Raw genomic sequence first — 16,882 nt, 5'->3', positions numbered from 1 at the left:
GTTTTCTCACCCCCCTCCAAAACCTCTAACTCATCAGTCGCAGGATCATAAGTGGCAGGCTTAGTGCACCCAAGATCGACAAGTCGCCCATAATTAGACTTATCCTTAACGGCATATTTATCAAGTATCTCCTCAAGTTGCTTTGCATACTTTTCTTTTAGCTGAGAATCTTCTACCCCCTGAGCCAGGCTTTTTTTACGCTGGCCAAAGAACTCAACCTCCCAGCAGTTCATTTCCCTCATGAAAGCTACTAGTTCACTAGGAGTGATTCAGCACTATATTTCCTTAGTCATTTTAATTCCAAAAAATACCTTCAAGAATTTTCTCGCCTTTACAATACACATCACAGATTGGCGATGATAAGATCCAGCCCCAAAAAAACAGACGTTACATTCATGCCATTCCCAATACAGATTCAACGGCGCTAAAGTATTTTATATCTTCGTCTTTGAAAATATCTACCCCTTCCAAAAAATATGCTTTGCATAAATAATCCAACGCATCTGGATTTTCTTGTTCGTATAGACACTCGCCTAAACGAAGAATTACGAACGCATTCTGTGCGCCGTCCGGGCCGTTGGCGGCTTCAAAAAACTCGCTCAAGGCCCGACTATAGTCCTGCATAAAAAATAGAGCGTCCCCAATACTGGCCTTCAACCAAACGAACGCCTCCCACTGCTCGATGGGTTCAGGCAGTTTGACCAAGGCAGCCGTGAACGCTTCGACAGCATCAGGATATCGACCTTTTTCCATCAGCAGATTACCCTGTTCACTAAGAACCAGTATCTCCTCATGAACCTGATCTGGTAAAAATCCCATTCTTTAACCTTTGAAACCAGCAAAGAAGGCGAGATATTTTTTATCAAATCCCTTGAATGCTCTCTCGCCGCCCATATCGAAAGCTTTTTTCATTTCGTCAAATGCATATCCCTCCTCACCCAACCCGAGAAAACATGCACCAAGAATGATAAAACTGGACGTTTCTCGAGGTGGTTTCGACTCAACCGCCTTGAGCGCCCATATCTTCGCACTTTCATAATCTTGCTGCTTCAAATAGACCTCGGAATTGCATTTTTCGATCCAGTGGCAAAGATCCCACTGCTCTTTTGGGTCGGGAAGCATACTCCACGATTCTTTGTACTTTTCTAAAGCAGCCTGATAAGCCCCTTTCTCTTGCAGTGCATTTCCAGACTCCATAGCCGCTACTATTCTTTGATACAGCTGCAAGTTCACTTCCGACAAATCTTTCATAAACACCTCAATATTGAAAACTTTCGTGCAGACCAACAATATTATCTGGCGACCGGTAGAACTGATTCAATTTTGCACCTGCCGACCTGTTATACGATTAATGCTCCAGCTCATAGTTCTTCGAATCAAGCATCCACTTTCTAACCTCCTTAGACTTAGCTCCAAAGAACCCACTTCTATCATTCCAATATGTTACCGCATCATACTTATGTGCCATATCGGCCTCTCCAACCGAATACCACTGCTTATCGGTCGAGCTTTTAAATTCCATCGAGTCACCTTCACCTCTAATTCGACCCTCGCCTCTCATATTTTCAATTACTTTTCGGCCGGTCCTGCTAGATTTGCCAGGAGTTCTGCCCAGATACTCTGTTCGACAGCTTAGCCCCCAAGGATCAATCCATCCAGTGGTACTAGGTGCAAAAATGTATAAATTATCACCACCGAGCAAGCTTATAGGGTCATGAGAAATAAATCGTCCAATTTAAGGATCATAATATCGGAACGTATTGTAATGAAGCTCCGTTTCAACATCAAAGTACTGGCCCTGGAGCCGTAGATTCTGCTCGACTTCATTGATCGCCAGTTGCTCAATCGCCCCCCAAGACCGATACGTCGCCTGCCAAACAATCTTGCCCTCGCTGTCCGTCAACTCCAACGGCGTACCAATCTGATCCGTATGGAAGTAATAGACCTTCTGCTCTTCCCCTTCAACTTGATCGACCCGCGCTAACGGCGCATAGCTACCCGGCTCGTACAGGTACAAGATGCTCTTCGCAGGCGTTTCCTCCCGCAGCATCCTCAGCCCCTGCCAGAGGAAGCGCTTCTGTTCGACCTCGCCCTTGATTTCAGCCTGCTTGGCCACCCGCCCCCCAAGGCTGTCGTACCGGTACTCGCCTTGGCTTTCCAGCTTGCCATTGACCAACGTCTCCGCCCGCACCAGCCGGTTCTCGCAGTCATAGCTGAAGTGCTGCAGCTTACTGTGCCCCGAGCGCTTCTCGATCAGGTTGCCCCACGGGTCGTAGCGGTACTCCTGGTCCCGCCACTGTTTGATCCGGTTGTCCTTGACCTTGTCGAATTGCCGCGCATTGAAGTCCAGGCGGTTGGCTGCCGGGTCGTAGCGGAACTCCTCACTGCCGATCAGCGAACCGGTATCGCGACTGTGCACCTGCGAAAGCTTGTCGGCCGGCAAGGTCGAGGCAAACTGCCAGGCCTTGCGCCCCATGGCGTCATAACCGAAGCAACTGGTGAGCTTGCCCTGGGTCCGGTACACCTCGCGGTGCAGGTCATCGCGCTCCATGTCGCTGATCACCTGACCATCCAGGTTCAGCTGGTGCAGGTGACCGCTGCCGTAGTACAGGTGATTGACCTTGCGCCCATCCGGGAGGGTCAGCGTGGTCAGGTTGCTGAGTGGGTCGTACTCGTAGCCAAGCGTGCCGTCAGGGGTGATTTCTTTGGTCAGCCGACCGAGCAGATCGTAGGCGTACTCAAGCTTTTCTTCCGTGATCCCAAGCTGCTTGCCGATCCCGCTCGGTTGCCGCTCAGTGCTCAGCAACCGGTCACCGTCGTCGTATGCGAATGTCTGGCTCGCATCACGGTTGATCTTGGCAACCAAACGCCCAATGGCATCACGCTCGAACAGCGTATGGCGCTCGGGCCGCTCGGCATTTTCGCCATAGCCAATCTCATCCAGTCGTGTGAGATGGCCACCGACGTTGTAACTGAAACGCCGGGTCAGGTTATCCACCCGCACTTCTTCGCTCAGTCGGTCCGAAGCGTCGTAGGCAAAGCTGTACGTGGCGTTGTTCTCGTTGACCAGCGCGGTCAGGCGCATGGCCTTGTCGTACTCGTAGCGAACCCGCTGGCCCTTGGCATCCTGGCGGCTGCTCGGCAGGCCGCGGGCGGTGCGCATCAGGCGGGTGGTCTGGCCCTTGCCGTCGGTGTGGCTGAGCACCTGACCGTAGACGTTGTAGGTGAAGGTTTCCGTGGTGCCGTCCGGGTGACTGATGCGCAGCACTTCGCCGTCGGGCTTGCGCTCCAGCGTGGTGGTCTGGTTCAGCGCGCCTGTTACCGCGACCAGGTGCTGGCGCTCGTCATAGCGGTAGTACGTGCTCTTGCCCGAGCAGTCCTGATAGCGTTCGACCTGGGCCAGGGTGTTCCACCACAGGTACTTGGACTTGTAGGTCGCATCGATGATGGTGTGCGGCAGGCCGTCATCGCTGTTCAGGTACTCGGTCATCTGGCCGAGGGCATCGAATTCGGCGAGCAGGTTGCCCTTGTCGTCGTAGCGCGCTCGCTAGGTGCTGCCATCCGGGTAGCTGACCTGGGTCACCAGCGTGGTCAGGTGGTGATATTCGTACTGGGTCTTGCGGCCGAGCGGATCGGTTTCTTCGAGCAGGCGGGAGAACTCGTCGTACTTGAATTGCAGGCGGTTACCGTCCGGCAAGGTCAGGCCGACCATGTTGCCGTGTTCGTCCAGCTCGATGGCGTAACACTCGCCGCCATAGTCGCGGCTGGCGACCACGCGGTGGTCGGCGTTGTACTGCACTTCCAGCTCGCGGCCGAGCACGTCGGTGGCCCAGCTGGTGCGGCTATCGAGATCGTAGCGGAAGTGGTAGTGCTCGCCGTCGCTGGTCCAGTGTTCGACCACGCGTGGCTTGTCGCCCTGGGTTTGCCAACGGTAGTGGCAGCCCAGCCCCAGCGCGTTGCTGTGGGTCACCATCAGGCCGTCGGCGTAGCTGAAGCTGCGCACGGTGTCGCCGTTGCGGTTGATCACCGCGCTCAGCTGGCCGTGTTCGTCGTAGCGGTACTGTGTGAGCGTTTCAACGGCCTAGTTGTCGAATTATCGGCTAAAAGAGCAATCTCGCCTGACTGCTGCAGGACGTTCTATTCAGTGTGACTCGTTTACTGGAATGACTGAGGCTAACGCCTCAGCCCTCCGACGTTAAGTTATTAAAGATTCCAGCCACACTAAATCCACTTAGAAAGTATAGCGCCGAAGGTTGAATTAAAGCCAGCATTCACTGACATTCACGCTAAAGCGCTAAAGCGCTAAAGCCAGTAAAAGCTTTCAGCCTTCAGTGCAACACCTCACACACTCACTGATCAACTTGATCCTCATGAAGCAAGGACCCAATGAACTCATGAAATGAAAACGAAAGAACCCGTTGAGCATTGATGTGATTTAGATGCATATCAATATCGGGCTGAAAAATGTCCACCGCAAAATAAATCACCTTGCCCTCATTTTTATCAAGGCAAATAAAGTTACCCGCCTCATCTACGGCAAATGGCACCAAGTGTGCTGGCAAGACATTCCTGCTCACCATCAACCTGAAACAACCACCTATGTACTTAGTCTCATTCTTGTCTACAGCGCCATCACTAGCAATACTCTTAAAATCTTCAACTCTAATCGGCTCATAATTTTCGTCTTCCGCCCAAAATGCCCGATTAGGCTCACCCCCATTGAAGGTCAGGTATAGCGCCCTAAATTCCGCAGGAAATCTCATACCGATTTCAGACTCAAGTGCATCAATATCAAGCCCTGAAATAGCGACATCAGAATTGAAGAGTTTAAAATCATCCACCATATAGTCCTCAACAAGTTGTAGACGTTATTTTTTGTGGGCGCCCTTTCAGCCACCCCTTGTCCTGCGAGATAGCTACAGCTTCAGGTGTCCCGTAAGATCCAGAAGGCAAACCGAAATGCTTCTCGAATTGTGCCACCGCCCCTGTATGGGGCAACGAAGCCTCGTGCGCGGCCTGAGTTACTAACTGCATTGTTCCCTTACCAGTTACAGGATCGAAATCATCCAAATGATGCCAAGTATATTTACCAATCGATTTGACCTGAGCCTTTGACAAACCAGCTTGCTTGTAAGCTTCAGTAAAGTCTCGACCTCGAGACCCTTGCATTTGAATAGATACGATATTTTTTGGTTGCCGGTTACGGGGAACAACTCAGGCGAACCCTCAAAATTCACACTCTTGAAAGATAGCCCCCAAGGATCAATCCATGCAGTGGCATTAGGCGCATATTGGTAAAGATTTACACCGCCACCTAAACCCAATGGATCTTGAGTTACAAAGCGCCCAATATCCGACGCATAATAACGGAAGGTATTATAATGCAGCTCACTCTCAACGTCGAAGTATTGCCCTTGAAATCGAAGGTTCTGCTCGACTTCACTAATATCTAGCTGCTCTAGCATGCCCCACGAGCGGTACGTAGCTTGCCAAACGACTGCGCCATCGCTGTTCGTAAGCTCCAGCGGCGTGCCAATCTGGTCAGTATGGAAGTAATAGACCTTCTGCCCTTCCCCTTCCGCCTGGTCAACTCGCGCCAACGGCGCATAGCTACCCGGCTCGTACAGGTACAAGATGCTGTGCCCAGGAGTTTCCTCCCGCAGCATCCGCAAGCCTTGCCAGAGGAAGCGCTTCTGCTCTACCTCGCCATTCATTTCCGCCTGTTTGGCTATTCGCCTCCCCAAGCTGTCGTACCGGTACTCGCCTTGGCTATCCAGCTTGCCATTGACCAACGTCTCCGCCCGCACCAGCCGGTTCTCGCAGTCATAGATAAAGTGCTGCAGCTTGCAGTGCCCCGAGCGCTTCTCGATCAGGTTGCCCCACGGGTCGTAGCGGTACTCTTGATCCCGCCACTGTTTGATGCGGTTGTCCTTGACCTTGTCAAACTGACGCGCATTGAAGTCCAACCGGTTGGCCGCCGGGTCATAACGAAACTCTTCGCTGCCCACCAGCGAGCCCGTATAACGGCTGCGCAACTGGCCATTGGCTTCATACTCGTACTTGATCTCGCCACGTAGCTTGTCCAGCGTACGCACCAGTTCACCGGCCGGGTCGTACTGGTAACGGCGGTGGATCGGGTTGTAGGCGTGCTCGACCAGCAACGAGGTATTGATGCCGGTGTTGTGCACCTGCGAAAGCTTGTCGGCCGGCAAGGTCGAGGCAAACTGCCAGGCCTTGCGCCCCATGGCGTCATAACCGAAGCAACTGGTGAGCTTGCCTTGAGTGCGGTACACCTCACGGTGCAGGTCATCGCGCTCCATGTCACTGATGACCTGGCCGTCCAGGTTCAACTGGTGCAGGTGCCCACTGCCGTAGTACAGGTGGTTGACCTTGCGGCCATCCGGCAGGGTCAGCGTGGTTAGGTTGCTGAGTGGGTCGTACTCGTAGGCTAGCGTCCCATCGGGGGTGATTTCTTGGGTCAGCCGGCCGAGCAGATCGTAGGCGTACTCAAGCTTTTCTTCCGTGATCCCAAGCTGCTTGCCGATCCCGCTCGGTTGCCGCTCGATGCTCAGCAAACGGTCACCGTCGTCGTATGCGAATGTCTGGCTCGCATCACGGTTGATCTTGGCGACCAAACGGCCAATGGCATCACGCTCGAACAGCGTATGGCGCTCGGGCCGCTCGGCATTTTCGCCATAGCCAATCTCATCCAGTCGTGTGAGATGGCCACCGACGTTGTAACTGAAACGCCGGGTCAGGTTATCCACCCGCACTTCTTCGCTCAGCCGGTCCGAAGCGTCGTAGGCAAAGCTGTACGTGGCGTTGTTCTCGTTGACCAGCGCGGTCAGGCGAATGGCCTTGTCGTACTCGTAGCGAACCCGCTGGCCCTTGGCATCCTGGCGGCTGCTCGGCAGGCCACGGGCCGTGCGCATCAGGCGGGTGGTCTGGCCCTTGCCGTCGGTGTGGCTGAGCACCTGACCGTAGACGTTGTAGGTGAAGCTTTCCGTGGTGCCGTCCGGGTGGCTGATGCGCAGCACTTCGCCGTCGGGCTTGCGCTCCAGTGTGGTGGTCTGGTTCAGCGCGTCCGTTACCGCGACCAGGTGCTGGCGTTCGTCATAGCGGTAGTACGTGCTCTTGCCCGAGCAGTCCTGATAGCGTTCGACCTGGGCCAGGGTGTTCCACCACAGGTACTTGGACTTGTAGGTCGCATCGATGATGGTGTGCGGCAGGCCGTCATCGCTGTTCAGGTACTCGGTCATCTGGCCGAGGGCATCGAATTCGGCGAGCAGGTTGCCCTTGTCGTCGTAGCGCGCTCGCCAGGTGCTGCCATCCGGGTAGCTGACCTGGGTCACCAGCGTGGTCAGGTGGTGATACTCGTAAACGGTCTTGCGGCCCAGCGGGTCGGTTTCTTCGAGCAAGCGGGAGAATTCGTCGTACTTGAATTGCAGGCGGTTACCGTCCGGCAAGGTCAGGCCAACCTACCGCTCATCATAAATATATATTTTCTCTTCACCACGCAAAGTGAATAAGCCCACAAGATCCCCTTCCTCGAAAACGGGATATATCTTAATACCTGGCAAGCTATTAGACGAAAACGTTAGAATTTCCTGAAGACGCCCTTGATTCCAGTCGTAACCTAACGTCCAAAATTCCGAGTCAAAATCAACCCTGCAAGCTTTACGTACTTCTCCTTGCTCTTTATCAATTACCTTGACCCACAAACGTTCGCCGTGACGATTCATCTTAATTGAATAATCTCGCCTGTCATCATAGAAAAAATATTCAAACCCATGAATTTCACCCTTTGCATTGTAGATATCTACCTTCTGCAACCGCCCATCCACGTAATAATATTTGTTTATATTTTTTTTACTTGTAGGTTCCTTTGCAGTCAGCCTGCTTGGCTTTACACCTGACATCTCTAATTCATAAGGAATAAATGAAATTCCGACCCCTTTCGACCACTTAATATTCGAGGCTTCGGCACAATCAGGATCAAAATCCAAAACAAAGGAAGAATCCTCAGCCTTCTTGACAACCTCATCTTTAAAGCGCTTCAAATCTTCTACCAGCATAGTTCTACCTTATCGTTTTAAATGAAATACCATCAAACAGCGACTGCTTAATCTCGGAAAGTGCGCTGAGAAATTCCTCTCGACCATTGGCTACGGAAAGCTTATCAAAGACATATTGCTTATAGGCTTTGCCGTGCACACCCGCACCTTTGTGAGGGGTGGCAGTTGTACCTGGAACCCTTGCAGACTCGGTATTGGGCAGCCAAATCCCATTACGCTTATCATTTATATCAATGTCCAATTCATCCATCTTTTTCCGGAGTGCAATCATCCTCGCATCTTTCGAGTTGGACATCACAATATGATGCGCATCATACTGACCTCCCCCCTGTGGACTTATCCCGAGTTCTTTTCGAAGAAGTTTGGCATCTGAGTTGCACGACAGACCTAGTTCATCGATCCACCCTATAGGGCTAGGTGCATATTGATATAAATTATCTCCACCTGCTAGACCGATGGGGTCTTGTGTCAGAAATCTCCCGATTTCAGGGACATAGAATCGGAACGTGTTGTAGTGCAGCCCCGTTTCGGCATCAAAGTACTGACCTTGGAAGCGTAGGTTCTGCTCCACCTCATTGACCGCTAGCTGCTCTATCTCACCCCACGAGCGATATGTCGCCTGCCAGACAATCTCACCCTCGCTATCGGTCAGCTCCAGCGGGGTTCCAATCTGGTCCGTATGGAAGTAATAGACCTTCTGCCCTTCCCCTTCAACCTGATCAACCCGCGCCAACGGCGCATAGCTACCCGGCTCGTACAGGTACAAGATGCTCTGCCCAGGCGTTTCCTCCCGCAGCATCCTCAGCCCCTGCCAGAGGAAGCGTTTCTGCTCGACCTCGCCATTGATTTCAGCCTGCTTGGCTATTCGCCTCCCCAAGCTGTCGTAACGATACTCGCTTTGGCTTTCCAGCTTGCCATTGACCAACGTCTCCGCCCGCACCAGCCGGTTCTCGCAGTCATAGCTGAAGTACTGCAGCTTGCTGTGCCCCGAGCGCTTCTCGATCAGGTTGCCCCACGGATCGTAGCGGTATTCCTGATCCCGCCACTGTTTGATCCGGTTGTCCTTGACCTTGTCGAACTGCCGCGCATTGAAGTCCAGGCGGTTGGCTGCCGGGTCGTAGCGGAACTCCTCGCTGCCGATCAACGAGCCGGTATCGCGACTGCGCAACTGGCCGTTGGCTTCGTACTCGTACTTGATCTCGCCGCGTAGCTTGTCGAGGGTACGCACCAGTTCACCGGCCGGGTCGTACTGGTAACGGCGGTGGATCGGGTTGTAGGCGTGCTCGACCAGCAACGAGGTATTGATGCCGGTGTTATGCACTTGCGAGAGCTTGTCGGCCGGCAAGGTCGAGGCAAACTGCCAGGCCTTGCGCCCCATGGCGTCATAACCGAAGCAACTGGTGAGCTTGCCCTGGGTCCGGTACACCTCGCGGTGCAGGTCATCGCGCTCCATGTCGCTGATCACCTGACCATCCAGGTTCAGCTGGTGCAGGTGACCGCTGCCGTAGTACAGGTGATTGACCTTGCGCCCATCCGGCAGGGTCAGCGTGGTCAGGTTGCTGAGCGGGTCGTACTCGTAGCCAAGCGTGCCGTCAGGGCTGATTTCTTTGGTCAGACGGCCGAGCAGATCGTAGGTGTACTCAAGCTTTTCTTCTGTGATCCCAAGCTGCTTGCCGATCCCGCTCGGTTGCCGCTCGATGCTCAGCAGCCGGTCGCCGTCGTCGTAGACGAAGTCTTGCCGCGCATCGCTATTGAGCTTGGCAATCAAACGGCCAATGGCATCACGCTCAAAGAGCGTATGGCGCTCGGGCCGCTCGGCATTTTCGCCATAGCCAATCTCATCCAGTCGTGTGAGATGGCCACCGACGTTGTAGCTGAAACGCCGGGTCAGGTTATCCACCCGCACTTCTTCGCTCAGCCGGTCCGACACGTCGTAGGCAAAGCTGTACGTGGCGTTGTTCTCGTTGACCAGCGCGGTCAGGCGAATGGCCTTGTCGTACTCGTAGCGAACCCGTTGGCCCTTGGCATCCTGGCGGCTGCTCGGCAGGCCGCGGGCCGTGCGCATCAGGCGGGTGGTCTGGCCCTTGCCGTCGGTGTGGCTGAGCACCTGACCGTAGACGTTGTAGGTGAAGCTTTCCGTGGTGCCGTCCGGGTGGCTGATGCGCAGCACTTCGCCGTCGGGCTTGCGCTCCAGTGTGGTGGTCTGGTTCAGCGCGTCTGTTACCGCGACCAGGTGCTGGCGTTCGTCATAGCGGTAGTACGTACTCTTGCCCGAGCAGTCCTGGTAGCGCTCGACCTGGGCCAAGGTGTTCCACCACAGGTACTTGGACTTGTAGGTCGCATCGATGATGGTGTGCGGCAGGCCGTCATCGCTGTTCAGGTACTCGGTCATCTGGCCGAGGGCATCGAATTCGGCGAGCAGGTTGCCCTTGTCGTCGTAGCGCGCTCGCCAGGTGCTGCCATCCGGGTAGCTGACCTGGGTCACCAGCGTGGTCAGGTGGTGATAAGCGTTTCCACCGCTTCGTTGTTCACCACGCGCTTGATGTCGGTTAGGCGACCCAGCGGGTTGTCGTACTGCAGGTGCACGCGGGGGCCGCCGGTGGCGCTGATGTCGATCAATGTTCCGTCGGGTGTGCGAGTGAAGTGCAGGAAGTGGTCGCCCTCGGTGCACACCAAGTACACCTGCTTGTACGGGTTGTAGATGCGCTAGCCGATATATGCCGTAAAAATACTGGCTCCGCTAACACTTTGGCAGAGCCAGTCCAATACTTAACTGTTAAAGATCACACCACCAAACTCTCACAACAAAACTTATGCAGAAAGTAAATCTCGAAAGACCCGAAGACAAGATGTCTAATCCTTAAACTGCACTCCGCGAACCGAGCTATTTTCAAAAATAGACTTGACGCGAGCAGCCACCACAATGACGGAGCTTTCCTCTTCAGCCCTAACGACGTCACTAGAAAGTATTGCCTCATCATCCAAAACTATCTTGCTGAACCATCTAGGGCCATCTGGCATATAGCTAAGCAACGGTTCGCTAACGGACTCCTTCAAGTTAAAAGCTGGTGATTTATCAATCACGCTGAACACTTTGTAACCAGCATAGGAAACCTCACCTATCAGTAGATCCGCATCCACAAACTGAACACCAGAAATGTTTTCTGCCCTCATTAATTCGTAGAGCCGTGGCGAAATCAAATTGGGCCCGTCACTGTAAAAAAAATCATAGCTCAAGAGCTTGGAGGCACTGACCCTTTTTGATCCCTCGAAGCAGACTTTTATATCCTTGCTTACAGCCACACCCTCTTTAAAAACCCCAGATTCTTCACCTGACAACATCTTTACCTTCAGCCAGTAACTCTCAGGGTAATCATCTGAAATAGAAAGTATATGATTCCTAACCACAAGCTGGTTCTCTAGCAGAGTTTTTATTCAGCGCCGACTCATCTGCGCGCAATCCCTTTCTCTCATCAACCATGACTCCGTGAGTTAGCCTTTTGATAGTCCGCTTTGGTTCAACCTTTTTACGTAATCGTGAATAACATCCAGTTTTTCTCTATGGTCGAAGTATTATTACGCGGAAGAGCTTCGATATACCGTTCACACCCGGTGACTCTCCTCACATTTCGGCAGGAAATCAATATTGTATAAATTATGAACAGTTACCTCACCCACTTGCTTGCAGCATTCTTAGATAGCTGCCGCGGGAACAACATGATTTTTTTGAAAGCCATATATCCCAAGCATCGTATTATAGCCCCCTGAGACACGCCGTCTAAAGATTGACGAGCGAAGGCTTCGCTTACACTCGCTGTGCTAAAAAAGCAACGCTGGCACTGCCGCCTGTTAGGCAGAACCAACGCGCTGCATATTTTCAAAGGTCTGGCGTGACACGCAACAATCAAAGACATCTAGCCCCTCGCAAAGCTCTTAGAGCCTTCAAATATCGTTCAATTCAGCCCATGCATCATACGAATAATTATCATCAACTTTTTCAAACGAAACACCCTTCAAGCCAGTTGCCGCCGACTTGAACCTCTCACTACAAAACAGCTCTAAGGTTTCTTGACATCTAAAAATATCCGACTGCAGCTCTGGGGAAACCACAAACCTACTTATAGCATCAATATTCACCGCCCCCGTATAAATATGACTTTCAATTTCGAGACCGGTCTCCAGGTCCTTGGATGTTTCGAATACCGACTCAATCTTATCCAGAGCCGCTAAACTTTCACCAGGAAGAAAAATGAAAAACTCCCCTTTCCTAGACTGCTCCTTATAGGTTATCTCCAAAGGAATAGCCTTATACTTCCCCCCAACCTCATCGCAAACCTCTAAAAATTTTTTCGAAACATAAGTATCACCGATGCTGTAGTAATCAAACTCCAGATCCGACAATTCCATTTCAAGCCCGGACAGCTTTAAAACATATTTTTTTGTTATATTTAGCCCCAGCGGACTTGGCTCAAACGGATCCCATTCAAACTCACTATAATTAAAAAAACCTGACAACACGATTGGGCAGCCACTGCCCTGCGGGTCATAGCGTAAAACGTAATAATTGGAACCACTCACAAAAGCCTCCCAGTGATCGCATCCACAACAAACGTATTATTCTCCAGACTTTCTCTCGCGAAATTCTGGATTTTACCTATACCTAATACCAATTGCGTATCAGAAACCTTACCAGCCCTAAAGGCGTCATTCAAAGCAGAAATCTTAGACTCAATGACCTTAGTATATTTAGCATGACTTGACCAATGCCCTGGCAGATCAATGTTTTGCGTTAGCTTCTTACTACCCGGCAAAAATATACCATTGGATGCACCATCATCATTAAAGCCCATTGACCGAAGCCTGTTAAACATTTTCTCGTAACGAGGCTTTTTCATTATTTCTTCGGGGATTAAATGATGATTAGCCATTCCATCCCCCTTTCTGGCCCCCATGTTATTACCCAGTTTCGTAGAGCACCACCCCAGCGGATCGATTTCTTGGATAGGGTTTTCAGCGTACGAATATATATTCAAGCCCCCTGCCAAGCCTATGGGGTCCTGAGTCAAAAATCGGCCAACCTTAGGATCATAGAATCTGAAAGTGTTGTAATGCAGTCCGGTTTCGACATCAAAGTATTGGCCTTGGAAGCGTAGATTCTGCTCAACCTTATTAACAGGCAGTTGCTCTACAGCCCCCCAACAACGGTACGTCGCCTGCCAAATGATCTTCCCGTCACTGTCCGTCAGCTCCAGCGGCGTACCAATCTGATCGGTATGGAAGTAATAGACCTTCTGCTCTTCCCCTTCAACCTGATCAACCCGCGCCAACGGCGCATAGCTACCCGGCTCGTACAGGTACAAGATGCTCTGCCCAGGCGTTTCCTCCCGCAGCATCCTCAGCCCCTGCCAGAGGAAGCGCTTCTGCTCGACCTCGCCATTGATTTCAGCCTGCTTGGCTATTCGCCTCCCCAAGCTGTCGTAACGATACTCGCCTTGGCTTTCCAGCTTGCCATTGACCAACGTCTCCGCCCGCACCAGCCGGTTCTCACAGTCATAGGCGAAGTGCTGCAGCTTGCTGTGCCCCGAGCGCTTCTCGATCAGGTTGCCCCACGGGTCGTAGCGATACTCCTGATCCCGCCACTGTTTGATCCGGTTGTCCTTGACCTTGTCGAACTGCCGCGCATTGAAGTCCAGGCGATTGGCTGCCGGGTCGTAGCGGAACTCCTCGCTGCCGATCAACGAGCCGGTATCACGACTGCGCAACTGGCCGTTGGCTTCGTACTCGTACTTGATCTCGCCGCGTAGCTTGTCGAGGGTACGCACCAGTTCACCAGCTGGGTCGTACTGATAACGGCGGTGGATCGGGTTGTAGGCGTGCTCCACCAGCAACGAGGTATTCACACCGGTGTTGTGCACTTGCGAGAGCTTGTCGGCCGGCAAGGTCGAGGCAAACTGCCAGGCCTTGCGCCCCATGGCGTCATAACCGAAGCAACTGGTGAGCTTGCCCTGGGTCCGGTACACCTCGCGGTGCAGGTCATCGCGCTCCATGTCGCTGATCACCTGACCATCCAGGTTCAGCTGGTGCAGGTGACCGCTGCCGTAGTACAGGTGATTGACCTTGCGCCCATCCGGCAGGGTCAGCGTGGTCAGGTTGCTAAGCGGGTCGTACTCGTAGCCAAGCGTGCCGTCAGGGGTGATTTCTTTCGTCAGCCGGCCGAGCAGATCGTAGGTGTATTCCAGCTTTTCTTCCGTGATCCCAAGCTGCTTGCCGATCCCGCTCGGTTGCCGCTCGATGCTCAGCAACCGGTCACCGTCGTCGTATGCGAATGTCTGGCTCGCATCACGGTTGATCTTGGCGACCAAACGGCCAATGGCATCACGCTCGAACAGCGTATGGCGCTCCGGCCGCTCGGCATTTTCGCCATAGCCAATCTCATCCAGTCGTGTGAGATGGCCACCGACGTTGTAGCTGAAACGCCGGGTCAGGTTATCCACCCGCACTTCTTCGCTCAGCCGGTCCGAAGCGTCGTAGGCAAAGCTGTACGTGGCGTTGTTTTCGTTGACCAGCGCGGTCAGGCGCATGGCCTTGTCGTACTCGTAGCGAACCCTCTGGCCCTTGGCATCCTGGCGGCTGCTCGGCAGGCCGCGGGCCGTGCGCATCAGGCGGGTGGTCTGGCCCTTGCCGTCGGTGTGGCTGAGCACCTGACCGTAGACGTTGTAGGTGAAGCTTTCCGTGGTGCCGTCCGGGTGGCTGATGCGCAGCACTTCGCCGTCGGGCTTGCGCTCCAGCGTGGTGGTCTGGTTCAGCGCGTCTGTTACCGCGACCAGGTGCTGGCGTTCGTCATAGCGGTAGTACGTACTCTTGCCCGAGCAGTCCTGGTAGCGCTCGACCTGGGCCAGGGTGTTCCACCACAGGTACTTGGACTTGTAGGTCGCATCGATGATGGTGTGCGGCAGGCCGTCATCGCTGTTCAGGTACTCGGTCATCTGGCCGAGGGCATCGAATTCGGCGAGCAGGTTGCCCTTGTCGTCGTAACGCGCTCGCCAGGTGCTGCCATCCGGGTAGCTGACCTGGGTCACCAGCGTGGTCAGGTGGTGATATTCGTACTGGGTCTTGCGGCCGAGCGGATCGGTTTCTTCGAGCAGGCGGGAGAATTCGTCGTACTTGAATTGCAGGCGGTTACCGTCCGGCAAGGTCAGGCCAACCATATTGCCGTGTTCGTCCAGCTCGATGGCGTAGCGCTCGCCGCCATAATCACGGCTGGCGACCACGCGGTGGTCAGCGTTGTACTGCACTTCCAGCTCGCGGCCGAGCACGTCGGTGGCCCAGCTGGTGCGGCTATCGAGGTCGTAGCGGAAGTGGTAGTGCTCGCCGTCGCTGGTCCAGTGTTCGATCACGCGCGGCCTGTCGCCCAGGGTTTGCCAACGGTAGTGGCAGCCCAGCCCCAGCGCGTTGCTGTGGGTCACCATCAGTCCGTCGGCGTAGCTGAAGCTGCGCACGGTGTCGCCGTTGCGGTTGATCACCGCGCTCAGCTGGCCGTGTTCGTCGTAGCGGTACTGGGTGAGCGTTTCGACCGCCTCATTGTTGACCACGCGCTTGATGTCGGTCAGGCGACCCAGCGGGTTGTCGTAGTGCAGGTGCACGCGGGTGCCGCCGGTGGCGCTGATGTCGGTCAGTGTGCCGTCGGGCGTGCGGGTGAAGTGCAGGAAGTGGCCGAGGACGTTCTCGATACGCTGCAGCGGCACTTCGGTGTTGGTGTCTGGCACTTCGCCGAAGTAGAAGAACAGGTTATCGAGGGTCTGCAGGATGTAGTGGCCGCCCTCGGTGCACACCAGGTACACCTGCTCGTACGGGTTGTAGATGCGCTGCCCCGGTTGCAGGGTCACGAACGGGACTTCGCGGCCCTGGTTGTCGGTGAGGTAGATGAATGCCCCCTGGCGGCGCAGGCTCTGCTCCCAGGGCAGCACCCAGCCGCGGCCGAGTACGCTGTCGACCGTCAGGTCGCTGGCGTAGAAGCGCGACCACTCGATCGGCATCAGGCCCGGCAGGCTGAAGTCGATTTCATCGGGGATCAGCTTGCGGCCCGTGGTGAGGTCGACGGGGTTGCCGACCAGGCCGCCGATAGCCTTGCGGGCCACGGGTTCGACCACGTAACGGCTGGCCACCTCACCGGCGACGAAGCCGGCCGTGAACTTCAGGGCGCAAGGCATGACGGCTTTCATGCCGGCCTGGGTACCCGCCTTGATCAGCTGGGCGATACCGCCTGCGGCACCGGCGATGGCCATCAGTACATCCACGGTGGTGCGCAGCCACTCCGGGACTTCATCGTCCACGGGCAGGTAACGGTAGGTGCCGCCGCCGATGATGACGTTGTCCGAACCACCGGAAATGGTGGCGCCGCAGGTCAGCTTGTCGCCCTTGCGCGCGGCGGCGACGCTGTTGATGAAGACGTTGGTCGAGCCTTCGGCAATCTGCACCGGCCCTGGGTGCTTGTCGCAGGCACCGATGCTTTTTTCGACGCGGGCGGCCTTGCGGCTGTTGATGAACACGTTGGGTGAGGCAGTGGTTATCGTCCCTGAGGGGGACGAGAACATACTGCCTATCGCCTCTCCGGCGGCAGTCAGCAAGCTGCCCCCGATGCCGGCTGCGAGGCCGGCCAGCAAGGCCACGCCGAACCCGCAGGTGAACGTGGCGATGGCCACCGTGGCCACCAGCGCAATCCCCAGGGCGGCCCCGATCAGGAAGCCCCCCAGCGCGCTGGTGTGCGATATCTCGTCGCCGAACCTGGCCGCTTCGAACATGAGGGA

At 54.5% G+C, this 16,882-nt stretch carries 11 protein-coding genes and 2 pseudogenes; all 13 read right to left on the bottom strand.

The features are described 5' to 3' along the window. A partial coding sequence (locus tag ACF8EA_RS01275) for an NTF2 fold immunity protein (RefSeq protein WP_392520984.1) occupies positions 1-242 on the bottom strand: 242 nt, incomplete at its 3' end. 151 nt (positions 243-393) lie between these two features. Further along, positions 394-819, bottom strand: coding sequence for a tol-pal system YbgF family protein (locus tag ACF8EA_RS01270; protein ID WP_275967273.1), 426 nt, complete (start codon positions 817-819; stop codon positions 394-396). A gap of 3 nt (positions 820-822) precedes the next feature. Then, positions 823-1,251 (bottom strand): hypothetical protein, encoded by a 429-nt coding sequence (locus ACF8EA_RS01265; RefSeq protein ID WP_103444340.1) that lies wholly within the window; start codon positions 1,249-1,251, stop codon positions 823-825. Positions 1,252-1,618: 367 nt separating this feature from the next. After that, positions 1,619-4,081 (bottom strand): annotated as a pseudogene (locus ACF8EA_RS01260) (RHS repeat-associated core domain-containing protein); the annotation flags it as partial. Positions 4,082-4,349: 268 nt separating this feature from the next. After that, complete coding sequence (locus tag ACF8EA_RS01255; RefSeq protein WP_392520983.1) at positions 4,350-4,841, bottom strand: SMI1/KNR4 family protein; 492 nt, start codon at positions 4,839-4,841, stop codon at positions 4,350-4,352. A gap of 10 nt (positions 4,842-4,851) precedes the next feature. Then, positions 4,852-5,169: an HNH endonuclease gene (locus ACF8EA_RS01250; RefSeq protein WP_392520982.1), complete on the bottom strand. Its 318-nt coding sequence runs from the start codon at positions 5,167-5,169 to the stop codon at positions 4,852-4,854. 77 nt (positions 5,170-5,246) lie between these two features. Further along, positions 5,247-7,478: pseudogene (locus ACF8EA_RS01245) on the bottom strand (RHS repeat-associated core domain-containing protein); the annotation flags it as partial. After that, entirely contained in the window at positions 7,479-8,075 is a 597-nt protein-coding gene (locus ACF8EA_RS01240; RefSeq protein ID WP_392520981.1) for a hypothetical protein, read from the bottom strand. Between the two features lie 4 nt (positions 8,076-8,079). After that, entirely contained in the window at positions 8,080-10,560 is a 2,481-nt protein-coding gene (locus tag ACF8EA_RS01235) for an RHS repeat-associated core domain-containing protein (RefSeq protein WP_392520980.1), read from the bottom strand. An 8-nt stretch (positions 10,561-10,568) separates the two neighbouring features. Further along, positions 10,569-10,748 carry a hypothetical protein gene (locus ACF8EA_RS01230; RefSeq protein WP_054889733.1) on the bottom strand — a complete coding sequence of 60 codons (180 nt, stop codon included), beginning with the start codon at positions 10,746-10,748 and terminating at the stop codon, positions 10,569-10,571. Positions 10,749-10,928: 180 nt separating this feature from the next. Then, positions 10,929-11,417 carry an imm11 family protein gene (locus tag ACF8EA_RS01225; RefSeq protein WP_256559351.1) on the bottom strand — a complete coding sequence of 163 codons (489 nt, stop codon included), beginning with the start codon at positions 11,415-11,417 and terminating at the stop codon, positions 10,929-10,931. A gap of 600 nt (positions 11,418-12,017) precedes the next feature. After that, positions 12,018-12,653 (bottom strand): imm11 family protein, encoded by a 636-nt coding sequence (locus tag ACF8EA_RS01220; protein ID WP_392520979.1) that lies wholly within the window; start codon positions 12,651-12,653, stop codon positions 12,018-12,020. Then, positions 12,650-16,876 carry an RHS repeat-associated core domain-containing protein gene (locus tag ACF8EA_RS01215; RefSeq protein ID WP_392520978.1) on the bottom strand — a complete coding sequence of 1,409 codons (4,227 nt, stop codon included), beginning with the start codon at positions 16,874-16,876 and terminating at the stop codon, positions 12,650-12,652. Before ACF8EA_RS01215 ends, ACF8EA_RS01220 begins: the two co-directional genes overlap by 4 nt. Positions 16,877-16,882: the final 6 nt, after the last annotated feature.

Source organism: Pseudomonas sp. YQ_5 (assembly GCF_043103305.1).
Lineage (GTDB): Bacteria > Pseudomonadota > Gammaproteobacteria > Pseudomonadales > Pseudomonadaceae > Aquipseudomonas > Aquipseudomonas putida_Y.
This window is presented reverse-complemented; position numbering and strand designations above follow the sequence as displayed.

Bases quoted from the DNA above. Each gene is read 5' to 3' on its own strand.
- ACF8EA_RS01270 (WP_275967273.1), bottom strand. From the start codon at position 819: ATGGGATTTTTACCAGATCAGGTTCATGAGGAGATACTGGTTCTTAGT.
- ACF8EA_RS01265 (WP_103444340.1), bottom strand. From the start codon at position 1,251: ATGAAAGATTTGTCGGAAGTGAACTTGCAGCTGTATCAAAGAATAGTA.
- ACF8EA_RS01250 (WP_392520982.1), bottom strand. From the start codon at position 5,169: ATGCAAGGGTCTCGAGGTCGAGACTTTACTGAAGCTTACAAGCAAGCT.
- ACF8EA_RS01240 (WP_392520981.1), bottom strand. From the start codon at position 8,075: ATGCTGGTAGAAGATTTGAAGCGCTTTAAAGATGAGGTTGTCAAGAAG.
- ACF8EA_RS01225 (WP_256559351.1), bottom strand. From the start codon at position 11,417: ATGTTGTCAGGTGAAGAATCTGGGGTTTTTAAAGAGGGTGTGGCTGTA.
- ACF8EA_RS01215 (WP_392520978.1), bottom strand. From the start codon at position 16,876: ATGTTCGAAGCGGCCAGGTTCGGCGACGAGATATCGCACACCAGCGCG.